General features: G+C 32.2%; 20 protein-coding genes, 1 rRNA gene and 1 other annotated feature (1 of these 22 cut by a window edge). Of the genes, 2 read left to right on the top strand and 19 right to left on the bottom strand.

The genetic code is table 11. The features are described from left to right. The 16 genes from bsdE14_RS01295 to asnS form a co-directional block, all read right to left on the bottom strand. Nucleotides 1-94 (bottom strand): 16S ribosomal RNA (locus tag bsdE14_RS01295); it reaches 1,408 nt to the left of the window's first position. A 333-nt stretch (nt 95-427) separates the two neighbouring features. Next, on the bottom strand, nt 428-811 hold the full coding sequence (locus bsdE14_RS01300) for a hypothetical protein (protein ID WP_264848113.1): 384 nt from the start codon (nt 809-811) through the stop codon (nt 428-430). Nucleotides 812-958: 147 nt separating this feature from the next. Beyond that, nucleotides 959-1,228 (bottom strand): DUF1294 domain-containing protein, encoded by a 270-nt coding sequence (locus bsdE14_RS01305; RefSeq protein WP_435382404.1) that lies wholly within the window; start codon nt 1,226-1,228, stop codon nt 959-961. A 16-nt stretch (nt 1,229-1,244) separates the two neighbouring features. Next, entirely contained in the window at nt 1,245-2,102 is an 858-nt protein-coding gene (locus bsdE14_RS01310; RefSeq protein ID WP_264848114.1) for a DMT family transporter, read from the bottom strand. 117 nt (nt 2,103-2,219) lie between these two features. Continuing rightward, nucleotides 2,220-2,723 (bottom strand): hypothetical protein, encoded by a 504-nt coding sequence (locus bsdE14_RS01315; RefSeq protein ID WP_264848115.1) that lies wholly within the window; start codon nt 2,721-2,723, stop codon nt 2,220-2,222. A 47-nt stretch (nt 2,724-2,770) separates the two neighbouring features. Further along, nucleotides 2,771-3,214 carry a cell wall hydrolase gene (locus tag bsdE14_RS01320; protein WP_264848116.1) on the bottom strand — a complete coding sequence of 148 codons (444 nt, stop codon included), beginning with the start codon at nt 3,212-3,214 and terminating at the stop codon, nt 2,771-2,773. Nucleotides 3,215-3,378: 164 nt separating this feature from the next. Continuing rightward, on the bottom strand, nt 3,379-4,074 hold the full coding sequence (locus tag bsdE14_RS01325) for a DUF975 family protein (RefSeq protein WP_264848117.1): 696 nt from the start codon (nt 4,072-4,074) through the stop codon (nt 3,379-3,381). A gap of 196 nt (nt 4,075-4,270) precedes the next feature. After that, nucleotides 4,271-4,819, bottom strand: a complete 549-nt coding sequence (locus bsdE14_RS01330) for an NADH peroxidase (protein ID WP_264848118.1) — start codon at nt 4,817-4,819, stop codon at nt 4,271-4,273. Nucleotides 4,820-5,027: 208 nt separating this feature from the next. Then, complete coding sequence (locus bsdE14_RS01335) at nt 5,028-5,198, bottom strand: hypothetical protein (protein WP_264848119.1); 171 nt, start codon at nt 5,196-5,198, stop codon at nt 5,028-5,030. A gap of 195 nt (nt 5,199-5,393) precedes the next feature. Beyond that, nucleotides 5,394-8,657, bottom strand: a complete 3,264-nt coding sequence (locus bsdE14_RS01340) for an Ig-like domain repeat protein (RefSeq protein WP_264848120.1) — start codon at nt 8,655-8,657, stop codon at nt 5,394-5,396. A gap of 135 nt (nt 8,658-8,792) precedes the next feature. Then, complete coding sequence (locus bsdE14_RS01345) at nt 8,793-11,156, bottom strand: immune inhibitor A (protein ID WP_264848121.1); 2,364 nt, start codon at nt 11,154-11,156, stop codon at nt 8,793-8,795. Nucleotides 11,157-11,746: 590 nt separating this feature from the next. Beyond that, nucleotides 11,747-13,975 (bottom strand): ATP-dependent Clp protease ATP-binding subunit ClpA, encoded by a 2,229-nt coding sequence (clpA, locus tag bsdE14_RS01350; protein WP_264848122.1) that lies wholly within the window; start codon nt 13,973-13,975, stop codon nt 11,747-11,749. Nucleotides 13,976-13,977: 2 nt separating this feature from the next. Beyond that, on the bottom strand, nt 13,978-14,277 hold the full coding sequence (locus bsdE14_RS01355) for an ATP-dependent Clp protease adaptor ClpS (protein ID WP_264848123.1): 300 nt from the start codon (nt 14,275-14,277) through the stop codon (nt 13,978-13,980). Between the two features lie 77 nt (nt 14,278-14,354). Then, nucleotides 14,355-15,620: an MFS transporter gene (locus bsdE14_RS01360; protein ID WP_264848124.1), complete on the bottom strand. Its 1,266-nt coding sequence runs from the start codon at nt 15,618-15,620 to the stop codon at nt 14,355-14,357. 219 nt (nt 15,621-15,839) lie between these two features. Then, nucleotides 15,840-16,892, bottom strand: a complete 1,053-nt coding sequence (gene mnmH / locus bsdE14_RS01365) for a tRNA 2-selenouridine(34) synthase MnmH (protein ID WP_264848125.1) — start codon at nt 16,890-16,892, stop codon at nt 15,840-15,842. A 170-nt stretch (nt 16,893-17,062) separates the two neighbouring features. Then, nucleotides 17,063-18,454, bottom strand: a complete 1,392-nt coding sequence (gene asnS / locus bsdE14_RS01370) for an asparagine--tRNA ligase (protein WP_264848126.1) — start codon at nt 18,452-18,454, stop codon at nt 17,063-17,065. A gap of 85 nt (nt 18,455-18,539) precedes the next feature. Beyond that, nucleotides 18,540-18,783 (bottom strand) — a binding site (T-box leader). A 205-nt stretch (nt 18,784-18,988) separates the two neighbouring features. Between asnS and bsdE14_RS01375 the strand changes: the two genes are divergently transcribed. Next, complete coding sequence (locus bsdE14_RS01375) at nt 18,989-19,201, top strand: helix-turn-helix domain-containing protein (protein ID WP_264848127.1); 213 nt, start codon at nt 18,989-18,991, stop codon at nt 19,199-19,201. Between the two features lie 43 nt (nt 19,202-19,244). Here bsdE14_RS01375 and htpG read toward each other — a convergent pair whose 3' ends face one another. Next, entirely contained in the window at nt 19,245-21,119 is a 1,875-nt protein-coding gene (gene htpG / locus bsdE14_RS01380) for a molecular chaperone HtpG (RefSeq protein ID WP_264848128.1), read from the bottom strand. Between the two features lie 306 nt (nt 21,120-21,425). On the opposite strand from htpG, the gene bsdE14_RS01385 reads away from it, so the two are divergent. Further along, nucleotides 21,426-21,974: a stage V sporulation T C-terminal domain-containing protein gene (locus bsdE14_RS01385; protein ID WP_264848129.1), complete on the top strand. Its 549-nt coding sequence runs from the start codon at nt 21,426-21,428 to the stop codon at nt 21,972-21,974. 32 nt (nt 21,975-22,006) lie between these two features. Here bsdE14_RS01385 and bsdE14_RS01390 read toward each other — a convergent pair whose 3' ends face one another. Both bsdE14_RS01390 and bsdE14_RS01395 read right to left on the bottom strand, forming a co-directional pair. Beyond that, nucleotides 22,007-23,380, bottom strand: a complete 1,374-nt coding sequence (locus tag bsdE14_RS01390; protein WP_264848130.1) for a vWA domain-containing protein — start codon at nt 23,378-23,380, stop codon at nt 22,007-22,009. Between the two features lies 1 nt (nt 23,381). Then, nucleotides 23,382-24,536, bottom strand: a complete 1,155-nt coding sequence (locus tag bsdE14_RS01395) for an AAA family ATPase (RefSeq protein WP_264848131.1) — start codon at nt 24,534-24,536, stop codon at nt 23,382-23,384. Nucleotides 24,537-24,551 lie beyond the last annotated feature (15 nt).

A 24,551-nucleotide genomic window follows, 5' to 3' on the forward strand; every position in this document is an offset into this window, starting at 1 on the left:
GTCCGCCGCTAGAGACCGAAGTCTCTCGCTCGACTTGCATGTGTTAGGCACGCCGCCAGCGTTCGTCCTGAGCCAGGATCAAACTCTCAATTTAAAAGTTTGATTTTAAGCTCATTCGCTTATTTTTTGAGATTATTAATCTCATAAAGAATTGCTGGTTATTACCTTAATATCTGTTTAATTTTCAAGGACCAAGTTGCTGTCATCTGACAACTTTTATAGTTTATCATCTTCACAGCATTTTGTCAACAGCTTTTTAATCTTTATTTAAATTAATTATGAAGTTGTTTGACGTGAAATTATCTTAACAGTTTCTAAAAACTTTGTCAACAGCAGCTATACTGGCACTTTATCCCATATTAATAAAATACTCATTAGTCTGCAGTTCCTTATTCTTTACTGTCAACAAGTGCAGATGAATTCAGAATTATAACTTTTGTATATCATTAAATAGCTGTATTGGCATATCTATCCCCTGTTCTTTAAAACAATCAGGTAAATATTCATTAATTTTCTTTATTTCAGATTCATATATTATATGCAGCATTTTATACTTATTATCCAGACTATAATTTAACATTTCTTTTTTTACTACTCCAAATACTTGAGTATCACTTTTTTTCCACATAGAAATTTCATTATTTTTAGTTTTTGAATTTGTATAGCTATGTATAGCAAATTCATCTATATCATAAAAAAGTTTTTTTCCTCCTTTTATAAATACAACTATTCTAGTTCCTGTATATTCCCCTGTTTTTACATAATATTGTTTTATGAAATGAACATGCGATCTTCTTTTATTAGAATACATAGTATTACCTCATCTTTATCCTATAAACATACCGAATCTTAAGTTTCAGCAACTATAATATTTCAAATATATTTTATTCATTTAATGGTATAATATTATAAAAAACACTAAAAGAAGTTTTTAAAAAGAATAATTAAAACATTACGTTTATAGCTTAAATAAATTCAACTTAAATAGAATTAACAATTGACATATTATTATCAAAGGAACACCAACAGTAAATTTAGGATGCTTAGTCTTATGATGGAATAACCCCATTCCCGACATTATCCCAAGGCTTCCTAGTATAACTGCAATAAAAATCAGCCTTGCTTCTGGTATTCTCCATTTCTTTTTAATTGCCCTTTGCTTGTCTATGTACATAATAAGCACAGCATATAGATTTATTGCAAATATGTATATAATAAGGTACTTCAAAATATTACTTCCTCTCTTAACTTCGTATTTTGTAAACAGCATAAAACACAAATACTGCTCCAATTAGCTGCGAAAAAGTTATGGTCTCATGTAAGAAGATATATGATAATATCATGGCTGTTGGAATTTCAAGGTTTCCAATAATTGATACCTTTAAGGATCCAATCCTCTTTATTGCTGCATAAAGCAGTGTTAGCGGTAAAATTTCGCATAAAACTGCAAGTATTGTTGTGTAGCCAATAAGGCTTATTGATACCTCTCCCTTTAACACAAAAACTGGAACTCTATATATAATCAGAGAGATTAAGGAAAACAGAGTAGAATAAAAATTAATTGTTAAGGAATCTACCTTTGCTAATTTCTTTTCACTATATATATTCATAAATGCATAAAATAGAGCTGAAAGCACTCCATAAATAATGCCAACTTTTGAATATGAAGTTTTTCCGCCTATTAAGCCTAAGGCAAGAACACATCCACTAAAGGCCATAAGTAAAGCAATAAACTTTTTCAAGTCAACTTTTTCTTTTTCAAATATAAATGAGTATAAAAACACCATTATAGGATAGGTATAAAGAAGTATAGCTACCATAGCTACTGGCAGATACTTAAAGGCAAGATAATAAAATATGGTCATAAAAGTATTTCCTACTATACCTAAAATAGCACAATGAAGCAATACATTCCTGTTAACTTTCAATGCCTTTTTATCCATAATATATAACACTATAAACATTATTACTACAGCAATTATATATTGAAGAGTAAGCAAACTAATGGAATCTATGCCTCCAACGTATGCAAATTTAATAACCAATCCTGCACTTCCAAATAAAATAGCAGATAGAATAGAATATATGTAACCCTTCTTCAAAAAACCAACTCCTAAAATTATTAAGTATTGTATTCTAGTCTTCCATGTATATAATACCTAAAAGCTATAAAATCTTCAAGCAAAAAGGTTTCAAAGCGAAGCTTTGAAACCTTAATTTTATGGAGTGGTCTGTTCAAAAATTCTAACAAATTTAATTGAATATATGTCACATAACAGTCTTGTACCTTCAGGTTCTCTTAAGATAATGTAACTTATACCAACAGATTCAAGTACTCCTGTACGATCTTGATAAGTATTAGTTCCAATTAAAAAGCTTACAAGCAGCCTTTTTCCTATTTGTGTCCTTAAATATCCCTGAGTGTAGTTTACATCTTGTTGAACTGGTGACCCTGGAGCCATTTCAAAATTTTGCTGAAAATTTTCAGCTCCTGCAACAGCTTGCGGTGTTGGGAAAGGTGGTGCTGCAGTAGTTCCTCCTGGTGCCATTGAAGGCTCTCCAGCATTTATAACTGGCATTCCAAACTGTGGTGTAGACATCATAAACGGCATTGTTCCATAAGGAACTTGATTTTGCATATTTGCAGGTATGTATCCTGCTGGCATCATTGGAGTCATTTGCATTTGTCTTTCTAGGCAATCATAACATGGCTTAGGAATCATAATATATCCTCCTACATTATATTTTTATTTTTTTATTACCAACATAATTAAGTTTCTGCATATGCTGCCGTAGGGTTATAAAAGCAGTGCTTAACGACCCTCACTTGAAAACTTCCAGTTCCATTATACGGAAAAGTATATGGGCATGATGGATTAAAAGGATTAAAATACCACAGCGAAGCTCCAACTGTAAATAATCTATTACCCGATATTGCCCAATCTGCTATATCATAATGAATTTGATCTGGAGGATTTGCCCATATAGTTTGTGGATTAGGCTGACCTCCGAGAACCGGACGAGTGCAGTCAAATTGTCCTTTTTGATAAATTACTTTTCTAATATCCCCTTGGCATATTCTCTGATATTCGCCAAAGGCTACATTTACTCTGTTCATTATAACTGAGGCTACGGCCTTCATTCCGTTCTCGCCTTCGCCTCCTGCTTCACATTTTAAAATTCTAGCTAGTAGTTCTCTGTTATCATAGGCCACTCTTCTCACCTCGAGAATAATTCTACAATATTAATTTATTCTTAATTAGTAAAATGGTTACAATAATTTGATAGCAAATTAGTAAATTTTTTCAAATAAAAAATGCACTTCAAAACTTTATGTTTTGAAATGCATTCTTCAAACAAATGTATTTAATAGATTTTCTAAACCACTTGATTTTGAGAATTCACATAATTAGCTTTTAAATCCTCATAAAAGTTAGCTTTTGCTGAGTTATAGTATGGCACTACCCAAAGAAGTCCTATTCCAAATGGAATTAATCCTAAAATAAACCATCCAATAAATGAAAGCCAAAGCATAAATAATCTTCCTTTATGACCTTTCATCATATCTTTACTAAGATCTATAGCCTCCATTACTCCTATTCCAGGATTGTCATTCATAATAAAATAAACCATAGAATACCTAAAAATTGCAATTATACCGGGAATTATTAGAAGTAGCATCCATAAAAAAGTAAATATAGTAACTACAAGATTAACTAAAAATGTGTTAATAAAATAGTTAAATCCGTTAAATAGGTTTTCTATCATTGGATTTTCATTTCTTACCAACTTTAAGAAAAATCCTGCAACTCCATAGGAAATTGCACCAGCTAAAATAAAATTAATAATACCGCCAACAGTTCTAAATGGGCTCACATCATTATTAACTCTAACGAATTCACCATTCAATCGAGTGTAGTGAACCGTTTGCCCCCACATGTTGCCTGAAGTAAATGCATTTGTTAGAAGCCATGCAATAAAGCATATAAGCACTGCTTGCAGCCACTTACCCTTAAGCTTTTCTAACGCAGCTTTCTTAAGTTCATGGCTCTCTCTGTAACTTCCATTTATCATAAAAAAAACCTCCTTTTACTAAACATTATAATATATGTTACTAATAAAAGTATATGCCTTCAATCATTATTTTTTACAATTCTATTTTCTTGCTGTAACAAAACTTTTTATATTTCCAAGTCATATATAGGGACTATAAAACTTTACAAAAAATAACTCAAACTACTTAAAAGCAGTTTGAGTTGCAATTTAATTTTTATTTACCAAAATATCTGGATAATAATCCTTTGAAAGCCATTCCGTGTCTAGCTTCATCTTTACACATTTCATGAACAGTATCATGTATAGCATCAAGGTTTAGCTGCTTAGCTAATGTAGCAAGCTCTTTCTTTCCTTGACAAGCTCCATGTTCAGCATCCACTCTAGCTTGTAAATTTTTCTTAGTATCTGGCCAAACAACTTCACCAAGAAGTTCAGCAAATTTTGAAGCATGTTCAGCTTCTTCAAAAGCAATTCTCTTATAAGCTTCTGCAACTTCTGGATAACCTTCTCTATCCGCTTGTCTACTCATTGCTAAGTACATACCAACCTCAGTACATTCACCAGTAAAGTTTTGTCTTAATCCTTCAATAATTCTTGGATCAACACCAGCTGCTACACCAATTCTGTGCTCATCAGCCCATTGCATTTCTCCCTCAACCTTTTCTATAAATTTTTCCTTTGGAGCTTTACATTGTGGGCAAAATTCTGGTGCCTCTTCTCCCTCATAAACATATCCACATACTGAACAAACAAATTTTTTCATATTATTTCCTCCATTCATTTCATTTTATTTTAATTTTATTTAATCAATTTAATTCAACGTCTCTTAACAATTATTATTATATAATAATAAATAATAATTATCAATAGGAAATTTTCCAGTTCATAAATTATTAACAATTTTACCAAGTCAATTCATGTAAATTAAAAAGCCTCCCAAAAGACATTAATTTTTGGGAGGCTTCATTTACTTATAAATGACTGCCATTATCATTATTGCTTATATTTCTTCCTTTTTGTTGAACTTGTGCGTCATTACCAGTATCCATATATCCTGTATGAGAATTTCTACTATTATCGCTATGCTGCTTCATAGATTGTGCTTTTGATTTTTCCTTATTTTTAAAAAATTTGCTGTTCATTATATCACTCCTAATTCTATGTTTAAAATTTCGGTATAGCCAATTTTATTACTATTTAATATTGTATTTCCCAAAATAGCAAACTCTTATTCATACTGAAAATATACTTTTTTTAAAATAATGTTACGTATACATATTATTAAACGCATAACAAATGACCTCCACATATGCGGAGGTCACTCTGTTTAATTAATATTATGATCTTTTTCTTCTAGCAAGCACTACAGTAAATCCAGCTCCGATAAGCAGCATGCCTAGAGCAAGTAGAACATTCATGTCCATTGGTGAACCTGTTTGTACTAGTTTTTCAACCTTTGGCAATACTGTCTTACTATCACTACTGGATAGGAAGTAATCACTGCAGTGAGTTATTGTTACGTCTACGAAGTAAGCATCACCCTTCTGATAAGCCTTTAAGCCTTCAGCAATTAGCTCTGCTTTCTTAGTAGTTTCGTTGTAGTAGTAGAAGTATAATGGTTTAGTTACATCAAACTTCTTTGTATCAACAGGAATAGTAATTGTCATTGGCGCTGGAAGAGTTCCATGATTTTTAAAGGAAATAATTTGAGCATTACTATCTACCTTTGTAATTAAATCCTTATTTGGAGCTGCAGCATTTAATGTAAGGTCAACACTCTTAGTTGTATCCTTAATATCCTTTCCATTAAATGTCCAAGTAAGAGTTATTCCTTGTGATTCTACAACAACACTAACTGGCTTGTCTATTCCTTTAATAGCTTCAAGAACTTTAGCATCTATAACAGGATTTTCAGTTGCATTTAAAACTACCTTATCCTGTTTAGAATTATTAACTAAATCTTTTACCGTATCTGCTGCTTTACCAGCATCTTTAGGAATTGAAACTTGAATACTAAATTTAACATCTTTCTTACTTATGTTACCCGCATTATCTACAGCTGTAACTGTAAGTTTGTGTTCTCCAAGAGTTTCAATTGATGAACCTAAGCTATAAGCTTTACCATCTAAGGTAACAGTTACTTTAGCATCTTCATTAACTTTAATAGTAGGTACAACTGAAGTGCTTAAGTATGTTTTACCATCTTCTATGCCATCAATTGTAATTACTGGCGCTGTTTTATCAATCTTGAATTTGTATATTGCTTCGCTAGCATTTCCAGCTTTATCAGTTGCAATAACTTTAAATTCGTAGCTTCCTTCAGCAGTAATTGGTTTTCCATCATAAAGTTTTGAATTTAAAGAAATAACAGTTGTATTTACATTTACGTCATCAACTTTGACTACTGGATTAACATTATTATTGTATAGTCCTCCATCTTGAAGTCCTAACACATTAATAACTGGAGCTTTCTTATCAATTGCAAAGTTATATACTGCTAAACTCATGTTTCCTGCATCATCTACTGCAGTAACCACTAATGTATAAGCACCCTCTCCAGCAATTTCATTGCTTGCAAGGTCTTTTCCATTTAGTGTAGCAGCTACTGTTGCATGTTCGTTTGTAGTAATGCCAATATTAACTTTGTCTTTATAGAAGGAATTGTCCTTAACTCCACTTACAGTTATTACTGGCTTTGTCTTGTCAATAGTAAAGTTCTTTACTACTTCGTAGGAACGGTTAAATCCATCAACCACAGTAACTACTAACTTATAGTTTCCTTCAGCAGTTATCTTGTCGCCGCTATTAAATGGCTTATCATTTAATAGTGCTGTTATAGTAAATTCCTTACCATTTACAACTATTTCTGGTTTTACATCAGTATTGTAAATCTTACCATCAACCACGCCATTTATAGTTATAGTTGGCGCTGTCTTATCAATTTTAAAGCTTACAACCTTCTCACTAACATTACCTACTTTATCTGTAGCAGTAACCTTTAAAATATAACTTCCTTCTTCTACTAATGCTTTGCCATCGTATGAAGCATCATTTAAAGTTGTAACTACAGTTGCATCAACATCATCAGTACTTATAACAGGTTTTACAATCTTACTATAGATTTGTCCATTTTCAACACCTGTTACTGTTATTACTGGAGCAACCTTATCAATGTTTGTGATTTTCTTTTCAGCAACATCACTAACATTACCAGCTAAATCATATACCTTTGCATAGACAGTAGTATTATTAGTTACAATAAACTTATCTATGTAAGTTGTCCAGCCTGATTGTCCTTCAAGTTTATAATCAATTCTGCCATGAGGTTCATTGGTTGTTAATGTAACAGTTACATTCTTATTAGTAGGTGCTTCTGTACTTACAGCAATCACTGGTTTATCTGGATTTACCATATCAACAGTGATATCTCCTGCACTCATATCAGCACTTATCTCAGGTGCCATTCCACTATGAACCTTAGAGTTATATACTATACCAAGGTTCCCCAAAGCGTCTTCAAGTGTTACGAAGCTTGCTGATAAAGTGCCTGTAGTAAATGAATTGTCAACCTCTAGAATTCCTTGGTACTTTCCATTTACAAGATTCAGTGTTATTCCTTTTTCTACATCACCTTTATCAGTTTTCATTACATAGCATAAATTAGCTTCTTTAGCTAATGCAACTCCGTCGTTAGCAACTACTGCAACATTGACTCTATCACCTGATTTTACAAGCTTCTTATCTACACTAATGCTTACAAATTTAGGTGCTTCAGTATCCGGCTTAACAGAAAAGTTTCCAGCACTTAAATCTATTCCAAGTTCACTACCATGTACATTAGAGTTATATATAATGCTTACGTTGCCAGCTCTATCCTCTAATGTAACAAAACTTAGCTTCCAATCTCCAGTTGGATAGGTTTCATCAATATAAAGATTTCCTTCATATTTTCCACCGTTAAGCTTTAGGGTAAGAGATTTTTCTACATCACCCTTATCAGTTTTAGCAACAAATACTAGATTAGCTTCATCAGAAAGTCCAACTCCAAAATCTGTTGCATTAATTTGAACATTCAGGTTTGACCCTTGGAATAAGTCATGACTGTTCAGAACAATATCTCCTAGCTTTGGTGCATCATTATCAACAATAACCTTAAAATCACCAGTACTAAGATCTTGTCCCAATTCTTGATGAACATTTGAGTTATAGAAAATCTGAGCATTTCCAGCTTCATCACCAATAGATACAAAGCTAAGTTTCCAATCTCCAGCCTCTGCTGGATCTTTTATAGAAATGCTTGCATGGTATTTTTTATCATTATCATCCATAGCTAATGCTACTTCTTTTTCAACTTCTGAACCGCTGCTTTTTGAAACATAAACAGCGTAAGCATCCTTATTTAAGTTTGCACTAGAATCAGAAGCTTCTACAGTAACCTTCACTTCACTTCCTGGTGCTACAAGCTTTTCACTAACTGAAACACTCTTTAAAGTAATTACATTAGTTAATTCAGCAGCGTTAGCTTTTAGTAAGCTACCATTCATTAAGTTTAGGGTAAGCAAGGCGCTTAACATTATGCTAAGCTTTTTTCGTGCTTTCAAAAGTATTCCCCCCTTCAATGAGCATATCAATTTTATCCACCTATTTAGAAGTTTTAAAAAAACAGCTCACTAAGTGTTCAATTTATCCTTCACTCTTAGCAATTCCCATTTACTTTCAACTTCACACTCATTGTATTATTTTTTGATTACTATAGATGCACTGCTTCTGTCTTTAGCTTCAGAAGTAACATATACCTTTAATCCAAGTTTAGGAACATTACGTCCTGCATCTGGAAGTTCACCATTTAGATAATTTCTTGAATCATCAAAGAATGGATGCATAAAGGTATTGTTATCAGTCATACTCTTAGTACCATAGTCAAGGAACATCTTTTGGCTGTTTCTTATACTAAATGCAGCATCATGCATTTGATATCTTGTTGTACCTATTGCTCCGTCACTCCACTTATTAATAGTTTGATCAGCATCAACTAATCCTAAGTATCCATTTCCTGGATGTCCACCATTTGCTACTGGTCCTGTCCAGTTATCAGTATAATAGTCATCTACATACCATATTAATAGACCTGGGTCATATGACATTAAACTTAAACCTCTCTTAATGTTAGCTAGTCCAGCATCAGCAGCTGTGTGATTTCTCCACTCAAGTAGATAATATTGATTTGAGTAAACTTTTCCATTATCCACCTTAAATCCATTTAGTGTAAGTTTAGGAGTTGCATCAGCATTATCAGTAAATATTGCACTACCATCTCCTACTACATTGATATCATCAACATAGAATCCTGGATAAGTTGCTGCTCCATCTGTCCAATAACTAAACTGTAAATCAATTTTCTTGCCAGCATATGCACTTAAATCAAATGCAGCATCTACCCACTTACCATCAGATGAACCAGTAATTCCGTTTCCAGGATTTTGTTCATTTGGATTTGTAGTAGTTGTTATGTTACCAGCAATGCTAGTAAATTTAGTTTCACCTTCAGCCTTTACTTTAATGCTTGCATAATCCCAATCTTTTTCAATGTCATACCAAGTTTTGAATGTTAATTTAGCAGATTTAATGTTAGTTAAATCTAAACTTGTAACCATTGAATTATCAACATCATCACCTTTACCACTAAAGTAACTATATGTTCCACTAGCTGGGACATTTATAGTTGTTTCTTTTTGTGGCAAAGTAACCTTTACTGCATCTGCATTACTTCCTTTAATACTTGCTTGATCAAGAACAAATGAAGTACCACTTGATGTGATATCCTTTAAAGCAACAGTTTTTAAACTCTGCCAATTTCCACCGTATCTGCCTTGGAAATATTCTTTAGCATATGGGCTGAATCCTATAGGTTCTGCTCCTGGAATTTTTCCTACCCAGCTACCACTGGACATAATTGACCAATATTCAATTGGTTCTCCAGCCCCAGTATATTGAGTGTCATATTCGTCTGGTAAGCCTAAATCATGACCAAACTCATGAACAAATACTCCGGATGCTCCATCTTCAGGCATTATTGTGTATGGGAAAGCTGACATAGTTGTTCCAGGGATTTGCCATGGAAGTGCTTTTCCATCAACTACACTATATACTTTAGAGCTATGGGACCATATTGAATCAGCTCCAATTGCTCCGCCTCCTGCTTCTTGTCCCATTCCAGAGTGAATTACCATTAAGTGGTCAATAATTCCATCTGGTTCGTTTATATTTCCATCTCCATCAAGATCATATGGATCCTCAAGGTCATAATCTGCTAAATTGGCTTCTTTTGAAGCATCAACTAATGCTTCCTTTATAAGAGCTCTTACATTTACGTTATGATTAGATCCATCAGTACTGTCTGCACCATAATATTTTGCTGGATTAGTAGCCATATACCAACCCATAACGTTTCCTTCTATATCATAGCTTCCACCAGATTGTTGATCATAAAATTGTTTCATTGATATTAGAGTTTCACCGTTTGGACCTTTACAACCATCTTTACCAAAGATCATATCTTGGTAATGTTGCTTTGTATAATCAGTATAATAGTTGTCAGTATCGTCTTTTGTTAATGTATTATGCTTCAAATCTGGGAATTCCATAAGTAAAACTAATATCTTGTCCTTAGTTACTTTACCAGTATACTCAGCACTTGATACATTTTTAGTAGTTAATTTTGAAGTATCTGCTTTTAGGAATCCTTTATTAACTGCCTCTTGCTTGTACTGTTTAAGCCCCGATACTTGAGCAGAAGTTAATTTGTTTGGACTCTTTTTATAATCATTTTCCATACTCTTTAGATAATCTTTAAGAGCCTTTTCTGCTTGTGCTGGAGAAGCATCTTTAGCAATTTTACCTGACTTTTTCAGCATCTCAATTAATTTCTCGTCATTTGCAATTGCAAGGTCAACGGTTCCGTTATTTAAATCTTCGGAACTCTCAATTGCTGTTGTTGGATTAGATGTGTTTGCCCCGGGTAATACTCGTCCATAAGAACCTGCACTTCCTAGTACTAAGCTCAATGACATTATTACACCCAATAATTTTTTTCCTACCAAAAAAATCGCCCCCTTATTATTTTTAACAGGTTAAATTGTTTTACTTTTGTTTCACCCCCATGCTTGTCCAATTTATAGATGAAAATATAATTTTCATCTATATTATAAAACATAAATTTGGTAAATTAAAGCATTTTTAGAAATATTTTTAATATTTTCATTAAAACGCTTAATTTTTATAAATATTTAAATACTTTAAATATTTAGCAAAAATAAATAAAAAAAACTGCAGAATCACCTAATAAGCGACTCCACAGGGTTTTAAGATTATTATACAAGCAAATCCCTGTGCTGCTTCATAACCAAATATGGAAGTCTTATGCACAAAATTCATCTGTATAAAATTTATCATAATATTACCATTTTGTAAATACATTTTTCTAAAAATTGAAATATAAATATACTAATTTTTCACTTTTTTATAATTTATTAATTGAATTTAATATTTTTACAAATAATTTCGTGATGATTTGAAATTTAACGTTTTCAAATTTATCTTAATTCAGTTTTGCGCGAAAAATGTAATAATTGAATAACTTGAAAACATCCTGCTCATTTTCTGCTATTTTCATTTTAAGAATAGCCATGGATTATTTTATATTTATAACTATCTCTTTACCTATTAAATCTATTAAGGCAGTTCCTCCATTAGAAAGTTTCCCAAAAAGCACTTCATCCACAAAGTATGGCTTTATTTCTTGTTGTACAACCCTGTATATCTCACGGGCACCATAATTTGAATTTATTCCTTTTTCTGAAATATAATTAATGCATTGTTCTGTAACTAAAAGTTTTATTTTTTTAGCAATTAGCTGCTCTTCGAATCTATGCAGTGCTTTTTTAGTTACTTTAATTGACATATCTTTATCAAGTTTATTAAAAATCAAAATTCCATCTAATCTATTTCTAAACTCAGGAGAAAACACTCTTTCAACCTCTTCATTTATAGCTACGCTGCTATGCTCTCTTCCTCCAAAACCAATTATAGGTTTTCCTATTTCTCTAGCTCCTGCGTTTGAAGTCATAATCAATATAACGCTTTTAAAATCTGCTTTTTTACCAGTATTATCAGTTAAAGTTGCATAATCCATAACCTGAAGAAGTACATTTAATATGTCAGCATGAGCCTTTTCTATTTCATCCAAAAGCAGCACACAATTTGGTGTTTTTCTTATAGCTTCTGTTAAAAGACCTCCTTCCTCATATCCAACATATCCCGGAGGCGAACCTATCAGTCTTGCAACAGAATGCTTTTCTTGGTATTCACTCATATCAAATCTAACTAAGGATATGCCAAGAGTTTTAGATAATTGTCTAGCAATTTCAGTTTTACCTACTCCAGTAGGACCTACAAATAAAAGACTTGCAACAGGCTTATCTCCTTCATTAAAGCCTGCTCTAGATCGTTTTATTGCATCTACTATGTCATGTATAGCTTTATCCTGTCCAAATATCTGACTTTTTAGTTCACCTTCAAGTTTTCTTAATTTCTCAAGTTCATTTGAGGATACACTCTCCTCGGGAACCTTTCCCATTACTGCGACAACTTTTTCAATTTCATTTGCAGAAATAATAACCTTTTCCTTATCATCTCTACTTATAGCTGCTATTGCCCCTGCTTCATCTATTACATCTATAGCCTTATCAGGGAGAAATCTGTCTTGAATGTACTTAGCTGAAAGTTCCACAGCGGCTTTAAGCGCTCCATCAGTATACTCTACTCTATGAAATTCCTCATAGTTCTTACGTAATCCAAGCAGGATTTCATAAGCTTCTAGCTCAGTAGGTTCATTAACCTCAATCTTTTGAAATCTTCTAGAAAGTGCTCTATCTTTCTCAAAAATTTTTTTATACTCTTCAAAAGTTGTAGAACCTACCACTCTAAGCCTCCCTCTATCAATAAATGGTTTAAGAATATTTGATGCATCCATAGCTCCACCAGATATTGCTCCTGCCCCTATCACTGTATGAATTTCGTCTATATATACAATGGCCTTTTCTTCCTTCATAATTTCATTAAGTACCTTCTTAATTCTTTCTTCAAAATCGCCTCTATATTTTGTTCCTGCAAGAATTGCTCCCATATCTAAAGAATAAATTCTAAAACCCTTTAACAAATCCGGCACTTGATTTTTGGCTATCAGTGCTGCAATTCCTTCTGTTATAGCTGTTTTCCCAACCCCAGGTTCCCCAATATGTATAGGATTATTTTTCATTCTTCTGCATAGTGTTTGAATAGTCCTTTGAAGTATATCTTCTCTACCAATTAGAGGGTCTATTTCTCCATTCATAGCTTTTTTAGTAAGCTCTACAGTATACTTTTCAAGGATCCCTTGTTCTTTTGCATCCTCTTCTATTTCACCTTTCTCTATTTTTTCTTCTTTATAATCATCCTCAGCATCATATTTTATAGTTATAGACTTTAAGATATCTAACCTAGAAATACCCTGCTTTTTTAAAAAATAACTTCCAAAACCCTCTTCATAGTCATATACGGCAACTAAAAAATCCTCAAATTTTATTATATCTTTACCACAGGATAAAACATGTTCTGCTGCACTTGATAGAATATTTTGCACCCCAAGTGTTTGAACTGGCTCTCTATCATTCACTATATTAATATTATCTTTAAAGTAACTAGACAAGTCTTCTATAAGAATTTCAGTATCAATTCCACAATCCGTAATAATTTTGCAACTCTCCTTTAAAAAAAGAGAAGCATATAAAATATGCTCCGGTGTCAAATATTCATGCTTTGACGCCTTAGCCTCGCTATATGCCGCAGCAACAATTTCATTTAATAATATATCTATTTGCATATCTATTCCTCTCTTAAACTAAGTTTTAGGGGAAACCCTTTTTCTTCTGCCAGACTTTCTGCCTGAACTACTTTTGTTGTAGCAATATCATAAGAGTATACACCTGCAATACCTATTCCACACTTATGAACATCTAGCATAATTCTAGTCGCTTCTGCAGGCTGTTTATTAAAAATTGCAACAAGGATTTCTACCACAAACTCCATAGTAGTATAATCATCATTATGCATAAGAACCTGATATAATTTAGGCTTTTTTATATTATGTTTTATCTCCTCTTTAACAACTGTTTTTTCCGACATGTTTCTCAACTCCACTAAAAAGCATTTATTTATCTTACACTTTCACTAACAAAATTATACCAAATAAAACCTTATCATTATATATCATTTAAAATTAGTTTTTCATCATCTGTTATCTTATTTCTAAAAATTATAACAACAATTACAAGCAAAGTTAACGCTATTCCACCACTTAGTATAAATGCTGCACTTACTCCAAATTTATCTGCAGTATACCCCGAAAACATATTTCCAATTGGAGTACTGCCAGCAAAAACTAAAGAATATACACTCATCACTCTTCCTCTATACTCATCCTTTGAATTAATTTGAAGTGTAGAATTGGCAGTAGTTGAAAACATTATATTAAACACTCCTGTAACTGCTAAAGATAGCGCAGTAATATAATAGTATCTTGTAAGCCCCGTACATATTAGCAAAATAGAAACAATTACTATACTCCTAATCATAGCCGTCATCTTTGGTCCTCTTTTACTTTTTAATGATACACCAAGTGCTCCTATAAGAGAACCCACGCCAAGGGATGACATTAAAAAGCCATAGGTTTTTTCCTGCATCATCAAAACATTCTTCGTAAAAACCGGAATTAATACACTGTAGTTAAATGCAAATATCCCCATAATAGTAGTAAGCAGAATTGACTGCATTAAATTTTTGTTTCCTTTTATGTATTTTAGTCCATCTATTATTTCTTTTAAGACACCTGTTTCTTTCTGTTTCATTCTCACATACGGAACAGCCTTAATTTGAAGCAGACCATATATAACCGCTATAAAACTTAATCCATTGAATAAAAAACACCAGCCCGCACCCAAATACGCCATTAATAGCGCTCCTACTGCAGGGCCAATTATTCTTGCAAGGTTGAAGGTAGCTGAATTTAAAGCAATTGCATTCATAAGGTCTTCCTTGCCAGCAACTTCTATGGTAAAAGATTGCCTAGTAGGAGTATCGATAGTGTTGTTGCAGCCTAAAATGAATGCCAGGATAATTATATACTGATACTTAATTGTTTTTGTAAATACTAATGCAGATAGTGCAAATGCAAGAAGCATTGAAACTATTTGAGTGAATAGTAGTATCTTTTTCTTTGGAAACTTATCTATAATTACACCTGCAAATAATGAAAATACTGTTATGGGAAGAAATTGAATTGTTCCTACTAGACCAAGCAAGAAAGGCGAACCAGTTAGAGATAATACAAGCCAAGATTGGCCAATATTTTGCATCCAAGTTCCTATAAGCGAAACACACTGCCCCATCCAATAATATCTAAAATTTTTATGTGTTAATGCATGAAAGTTGTTTTTCAGAAAAAGCTTAGCAGAATTATTTGAATTCATTTATTACTTCCTCCTATGATTATAGAATATTAAATAGCAGCTTAGTATACTGTAAATTACCCAATATTAGTGCGCCTACGAATATTAAAAAATACGTTTATTTTCTACACTATCTATTGTACTATACAAGCACATTAAAAACAAAACTTGAGATATACTTCTTTAATCATATATCTCAAGTACCATAAGTTCTTTATTTATATAAAGTGTCTTAGATTACTAATCTACAGCAGCTTCTCCATTTTCTAGAATATTATTTTTTACCCATACTTCAATTTCGCTGCAAACTGTTTCAATATCCTGTACTTTAAATTCAACAGTAAATTCATATTTATTTATTGCATTCATATACATTGGGTCATAATACTTTTCCATAAGCTCAGCAGTGACTTCTTCATATTTACCTTCTAAAACTAATGCCTTATACCTGTCAATATTTTTTTGACTTATATATTTACCTAACTTATCCAAACAGCTGAATATTTCCGCTTTACAATTTTCTTCTTTGGTATATTCTCTTACGATAAGTTTTGACCTAAAATCTATATCTGCATCAATGAATACATGAATACCATTGGACATACCATCATAAATAAACCCAGGAATGATAACATTCCCTATTCTCTTACTTTCACCTTCTACGAATACAAAATTACTTTTTCTATTTTTAAGCATCTCATAAATGGAGGTTTCAAAATACTTTTGACTATTGCCTTCTCCTAGTCCTACATTACCAAGTAGAGAGCCTCTATGATTTGCTGCATCTTCTAAATCTAGAACATCATAACCTTTATTTTTAAGACCGCTTAATATTTCAGTTTTTCCAGTTCCCGTTTTTCCTCTCAATACAATATATTTTACCCCTTCATTGAGCTTAGGCAATTCTTCATTAATAACTTTTCTATAAGCCTTGTAGCCACCACTCAGCTTAAAAGCATTAACACCAAGAGATATCATAAGCGAAGTTATACTTCCACTTCTCATACCTCCCCTGGCGCAAAAGAAAACTAATTTATCATAATGTCTATCAAGCTGTGATACTTCATTGAAAATAGCAGGCAGTTTCTTTGCTACTGCCTCAACTCCCAATTGCTTTGCTTTTTCCACGCTTTCATTCACATAGACAGTACCAATATTTTTTCTTTCCTCATCAGTAAAAAGAGGTATATTTATTGCTCCAGGTATAGTTGCTTCATTGTACTCTCCAGGACTTCTTACATCTATAAGGACATAATTTCCTTCTAGAGACTTATAATCTATTGTTTTAAACACTAGTTTCCTCCTTAACTGACCTATAATTTTAACAACACATTTTTCACTGCTTAATTCAGCTTTGCATCCATTGATCACATTATAGTGTTTCAACATATTTCATTTCAAAGACCAGCATTAACAGCTGGTCTTAATCTAAAAATATACTTATAAAATCTTTGTCTAAGCTTTTAGAACTCTGCAGTACCAGTAGTTCTTGGGAATGGTATTACATCTCTTATATTTGTCATTCCAGTGATATACATAATAATTCTCTCAAATCCAAGACCGAAACCAGCATGCTTAGTTTCTCCATATTTTCTTAATTCAAGATACCACCAGTAATCCTCTTTCTTTAGACCAAGTTCAGCCATTCTTGCTTCTAAAACTTCAAGTCTTTCTTCTCTCTGGCTTCCACCGATTATTTCACCAACACCAGGAACAAGAAGATCCATTGCAGCAACCGTTTTGTTGTCGTCATTAATTCTCATATAAAAAGCCTTAATTTCCTTTGGATAATCAGTTACAAATACTGGTTTATTAAAATGTTTTTCTGTAATATATCTTTCATGTTCAGTTTGAAGATCAATACCCCATTTTACTGGATATTCGAAGTTTTCACCTGACTTTTCAAGAATTTCTACTGCTTCTGTGTAGGTTACTCTTCCAAAATCTGAACTTACTACATTATTTAATCTATCAAATAATGTGGTATCTATAAATTTGTTGAAGAATTCCATTTCCTCTGGAGCATTTTCCATAACATAGTTAATAACATACTTAACCATATCCTCAGCTAGCTCCATATCATCTAGCAAATCAGCAAAAGCTATTTCTGGCTCTATCATCCAGAACTCAGCAGCATGTCTTGCAGTATTTGAATTTTCAGCTCTAAATGTTGGCCCAAATGTATAAATATCCCTAAAAGCTAAAGCATAGCATTCACCATTTAATTGTCCGCTTACAGTTAAGCTTGTTTCTTTACCAAAAAAGTCTTCCTTGAAGTCTACTTTTCCATTCTCGTCCTTTGGTGGGTTGTTAAGGTCATAGGTTGTAACTCTAAACATTTCTCCTGCACCTTCAGCATCACTACCAGTTATAAGTGGAGTGTGTACATATACGAATCCTCTCTCTTGAAAGAACTTGTGAATAGCATAAGCTGCTAATGAACGCACTCTAAATACCGCTGAAAAAGTATTTCCTCTTGGTCTTAGGTGAGCTATAGTTCTCAAATATTCAAAAGAGTGTCTCTTCTTTTGAAGAGGATAGTCTGCATCTGACTTACCTTCTATTACAACCTTTTTAGCCTTAAGTTCAAAAGGCTGTTTTGCTTCTGGTGTAAGTGCGAATTCTCCTTCAATACTTAGAGATGAACTTATAGCTAGTTTTGAAATATCCTTATAGTTTTCAAGCTCTGACTCGAAAACAACTTGAAGGTTTTTAAAAAAGGTACCGTCATTTAATTCTATAAAACCAAATGCATTAGATGCTCTTATAGTCCTAACCCATCCCTTAACTAATACAGTTTTACCTGCAAATTTTTCACTTTCCCTATACAATTGTTTTACAGTAACTTTTTCCATATATATTCCTCCTTTAAAATAATAATCGTCAAAAATAATGTTATAAAAGTATTTTTTGCAAATAAAAAAACCTTTAATCCCACTAACAAGGGACGAAAGGTTTATATTCCGCGGTACCACCCTACTTGCCATAAAAAATGACCAGCTTCAAAAAGTACAATATTATACTCTCCAACATTTAACGTTTTGGATACGTCTAAGCCTACTTTAAAATAATTTCGGTTAGAAACTCCGAGATGTTCTTCACTATAGCCTTTGTATCGGACTTTCACCAACGCCGACTCTCTGCAACTCAGTACTATACTTACTCTTCTCTTCAAGGTTTTTAATTATATAATTTGATATATATTATAATATTCGCCAGATTGTATGTCAATATCATCTGAACAGTTTTTTTATTATTTACCTCATTTTAACTTATTATTAACTGATTTCATAATTTTTATTCTTCTTTTTCACTTTATACATATACCTAAAAGTTATATAATAGAATTAAATAGAATAGCTTAATAATTCCACTGAGGGGGTTTTTCTATGCTAAATGGCCAAAGAATAAGAGAAATCAGACTTGAAAAAGGATTAACTTGCTCTGATGTAGCTAATTTATCTAGAAGCTGCTCTATCCAAATATCCAAATCTTATCTAGAAGAATTGGAACGAGGGTCGAAATTGAACCCATCCTTTAATGTAGTGGAAACCATCGCTAATATTCTAAGTGTTAACTTAGATGAATTAAGAACAAATTAAATTAAAAGTCCACAGAAAAAAGATTTCTGTGGGCTTTGTTGTTTTACTTTACTAGAATACGGCTTAAAAGTGTATTGCTTCTCTTTATAAAACCTGCCATCTCTTCCCCCTCTAGAGGTCTTTGGCTCATAACTGCTAAATCATAAACATATTCGCAGATTAGTATATGATCTTCACTTAAATCATTTTCATTATTTAGATTTATAATTGATTGAACTAAACTATTATTTTTATTTAAAACCAAAGTTTCTTCACTTGGGAACATATTTTTTACATCCATACCACCAAACATGGCGCTCATTTCCTGCATTCTTCTTGATTGCTCTGACAGAAGCATAAGGGCAGGCATTTCATCTGATTTCAAGCCCTCTATTTTTATCTTTAAGCTATCCTTGTTTAATGCTTTTTTAAATATATTTTCTAATTTTGAATCAAGAATAGTATCATCTTTTTCCATTTCGTCCTTCAATGTACTAGCTAAATCAGAATCTATCCTGCTAAACTTTACCCCTGCCTCTTTCATTTCCAAAAAGCTTATAAAATGAGTATCGATGGCAGAATTCAAGATTACTGCTTCTAAATTTTGTTCTTTAAACAATCTAATATATTGAGCTTGCTGCTTCTCATCAGAAGCATAAAATACTTGCTTGTTTTGAGAATCTTTTTCTATACCATTGTTTTCAAAATACTGATCCAAAGTAACATAATCTTCATTTGTTGATTTAAAGATTATAATATTTTTTACTTTGTCGTAAAACTTTTCGTCTCTCATGCAGCCATACTTAATGAAGATATGAATATCGCTCCAATATTCATTGAATTTTTCTCTCTCTTTTTTAAAGAGATCAGTAAGCTTGTCAGCTACCTTATTTGTAATATGTCTAGATATCTTATTAACATTTGTATCCCTTTGTAAAAAACTTCTTGAAACATTAAGAGGTAAGTCTGAACAATCCACCACACCTTTTAGGAGCAACAAAAATTCTGGTATAACTTCTTTAATATTATCAGCTACAAAAACTTGGTTATTATAGAGTTTTACTTGTCCTTCTGAGGCATTGAGTTCGTGCTCAAGCTTTGGGAAATAAAGTATTCCCTTTAGGTTAAAAGGATAGTCAACATTTAGGTGTATCCAGAATAAAGGATCTCTATAGTCATTAAAAACTTTCTTATAAAACTCCTTATATTCTTCCTCAGTGCAATCCTTAGGATTTTTCATCCATAATGGGTTAGTATCATTTAGTGGTAATTTTTTCTCTTCATTTTCTTCCTTTTTTTCTTCAGCTTCATCTATAAGATATATCTCAGTAGGTAAAAATGCGCAGTGCTTTTTGATTATCTCACTTAATTTGTAGTAATCCAGGAATTCCTTACCTTCCTCATCTAGATGCAGTGTTATTATTGTTCCTCTTTCACTTAGCCCAGAAGGTTTTATTGCATATTCAGTTCCTCCATCACAGACCCAATTTACTGCCTCAGAACCTTCTACATAGGAAAGAGTATCAATTTCAACTTTTTCTGCAACCATAAATGCAGAATAAAAGCCTAAACCAAAATGTCCAATAATATCATTAGCTTCATCAATTTTTTCTTTGTATTTTTGTAAAAAATCCTCTGCTCCTGAAAAAGCCACTTGGTTAATATACTTTTTAACTTCTTCAGCCGTCATTCCTATTCCATTATCAGTGAATTTAATAGTACCAGCATTTTTGTTAATAAATACTTTTATTTCAAATTTAGTATCCGTTGGAATATTTGCTTCTCCTAAAGAATTTAATCTTTTTAATTTGCTAATAGCATCACAGCCATTACTTATAAGTTCTCTTACAAATATATCCTTATCAGAATACAACCACCTTTTTATAATTGGAAAAATATTCTCAGTATGTATAGATATACTTCCATTTTCTTCAAACATATTATCCCCTCCAATATATTTGTTACAGAATAATATTTTATATTTTAGAGTAATCTGTGTCAATATTATCCACCTTCAAATACATGCATAATATTGCTAATTATCCACATTTAAACCTATTATCCGCAAACATCTCACTAAAACTAGAATTTGCCTCAATTTAAATCAAATTAATGCTTTTCAACAATATTTAAATTCTATAAAGTAGTTTTCAGTATTTTTACTACATCAGACTCTTTTGTATTGCATAATCCTTTGTGAGTATTAGAATACTATAGCTATACTTATATTATTGGAGGAATGGCAATGAAAACCATAAGCGATTGTAATAATAAGAGCAGCACAACAATGGTACTTGACACTGGTTTTGCTACAGAAAGAGATTCGCGTGAGCTTACAATGGGAGCAGTTGAAAGAAGTGAATTTAGAAGAAATTCAAACCTATACACCCACAAATATCTGAATTCCTTCGCTGAAACGATTTTTAAAATTAATGGACATACAGTTTGTATCTGTGATACTGATATGTTTTTGCTGGAAATAAGTGATATTAAAACTTATATTGGTAAGCATATAACAAATGTACTCTTTTACGAACTTAAAAAAAATAAGTCCATATATATAAATAATACTAGAGATGAAAAAAATTTCATTGCTTTAACTAACGATGAAAATTACAGCGAATTTTGCGAGCAATACATACAGCCAATCTCTATAGATGACACTGTAATAGGCGCAATTATTATATTAACAAAAAATAGTGAAAGATATGATAATAAGCATATAGATGATACTGAAATTAGAGCCGCAGAAGAGCAAGCTATAAAACTAGCATCCATTACTAAATTAATCTAAAAAATGGCTTTGGTTAACAAGCCAAAGCCACACTATTTTGCCCATTCAATATTCCTATATTCTTTCATTTCTTCTTTACCTGCATAGTCAAAGTCTGTTTCAATCTTATTTACATTAGAAAGTTTCTTTATAACACCAAAGGGTTTTTCAAGCGATAATTTTTCCCCTTTACCTGTTAGCACCCATAAGGTACTATAGTTTATTGGTTTTACTGCTAATTGCCTCTCTCCAATTCCATCAGTAAAATAGATTAGAAGGTGATTCCTCATATTGTTTTCATTTATATATTGAAAAACCGGTGAAAATTTTGTACTACCCTTAGTCTCAAGTTTTTGCCGTATATCTTTCTTATCCTTCACCTTATATATCCTTCTTATTTCACTATCACACTCTATTATCGTAATTTCAGAGGGATAATTTTTCACCATAGAAAATACTTCTATCATTATTTGTTCAATTTCTTTGTCTGATATACTTCCACTTATGTCTATTGCCACAATAATTTGTGCAATATGTCTTGATAATTTTCCTCTTAAATCTAATCTATCTGGCTGTCTTCTACTTTTTCTAGTCACAGTTTTTTTGTGCCCCGACGGCAACGTTCCAAGCATCCTTTTTAAGTATTCCTTCCAACCTATATCTGCTTTTTTATTCAGTTCTTTCATCATTTTTTCTACAGCATCTGGAAGCTTACCTTTGGCTGCATTATTAGCCGTTTTCTTAATAAGTTCCTTAATTTGATCCTGTTCATACTTTTCATTCCACAAATCATGAGTTTTTTCCTCATTATGCCTATGTTTTATAAAATTATCCTCTGAATTATTATTAATTTTATACTCCATTTTCTTTTCTTTGCTCAGTCTATCTATAGCATACTGAATTTCCTCAGCATACTTCTCCATTGTTTCTTCTTCATCTAAGTCAACATTAAAACTTAGCCTGGCAGTTTCTAATTTTTCACACCATACCGGTAAATTAATAATATATTGATTTATAGAAATATCCATAGCAACATTTATTGCAAGAGTACTATATTTTCTTCTTAATGCACCTGCCCTAATATAATGAAGGCTTAAAATATGATAAACTTCATGTTTTATAAGAGCTTGCATTTCCTTTAATGTGCACTCTAAAAAAATCATTGGATTAAAATACATTGTGAAATATGTTCCGCTGGGGATTGTAGCTATTGCAGTAGACAAATCAAGTTTTATTTCCCTTTTCATTTGAATTATAAAAAGAGCAAAAAAGTTGTCACTATCCCTCATTAGTGAAAAAGTACACATTTCTATTAATTTATAAAATTTCTCATTAAAAGCTTCATTTAAATTTTCATTTTCATTAAAATTATAAACTTCTGAAAGCAGCTCTCTTCTTAAAAAATCAAATTTATTTTCCTTAAGCATACTATCCCTCATTTTCAATATAGGTTGAAAAATATCCTTCAATAAAGTTATCATTCTCAAGAAATTCTCCGTATAGTTTTTCACTAAAGCTTTCTTTAATATCCTTCATTATTCCAAGCTTCAAATCAGCAGGATAGTTATTTAAAAACTTTGAAAAAATATCTACTTTATCCTTTCTTGGATCAGATTTTTCCAAATAATTAAGAATATTTCTTGCAGCAATGTATAATCTTGAATGACTTTCCTTAAGTATCCTAGTTTTTATCGCATCACTAATCTCATAGTTTTCAAATATTTCTTCAGCTTTAATAAGTGGGTCTTTATTATTATCTACAAAGCTATAAAACTCCTGAGCTATACTTGGTCCTACATTTCCCTTTAATACATTAAAGAAAATATTCCAAGGCAAGTGATTTTTCCTTTTCAAATAAACTCTGTAACTGTCAGATACCCTCTCCCAGCTCCTTGGAGTAGCCTTAATCATTTCCGTTGAATGAGGGGTATGTAGTAATTCTGGAAAGCTTGATATAAAAAGAAGTACATCCTCATGAATATTGCTATCATTTGGATTTTTATCACTTATTCTCATTCCCCAATCTATCCAAGACTTTACGTCTGCCTCCATCTCTAGCCAGACAAACCTGTCTTCCTGAGCTGGGTCCATATCAACTACCTGGTACTCACTATCACTGTACTTTTCATATTTACTTGAAGGATTCATAGCTGCAATTACCATTACATTTTCTGGAAGTATATAGCTATTAATTTCTCTGTTTAAAATTATATTCATAAGTTCCTGCTGAACAGTGTGTTCACATCTATTAATTTCGTCGATAAATAGTAATATCTTCCTATCAGGCTGTTCCATCAATACATTGTCAATCTCAAGGAGTTTAGTGTGTACTGCATATGTTGTTTTCTTTCTTTTTATTTCTCTCCCCTTTAAAGTTACGCTATATTCATCAACAGTAGGAAGTCCACCTATTTCTCCTTCTTTCAGCATGTTACCATCTAAAGTAATGCCATAATAATTTTTTTTACTGCATAACTTTTTTATAAGCGAAGTTTTGCCAATGCCGCTCTCACCAATTATAAGCGGCACAGCTCCACTGTCAAGCACTAATTCTACACTAAGTAGTGCATCTTCAAAATTCATCTCAAATCACCTTGT

This window comes from Clostridium omnivorum (assembly GCF_026012015.1).
In the GTDB taxonomy this organism is placed as follows: domain Bacteria; phylum Bacillota; class Clostridia; order Clostridiales; family Clostridiaceae; genus Clostridium_AX; species Clostridium_AX omnivorum.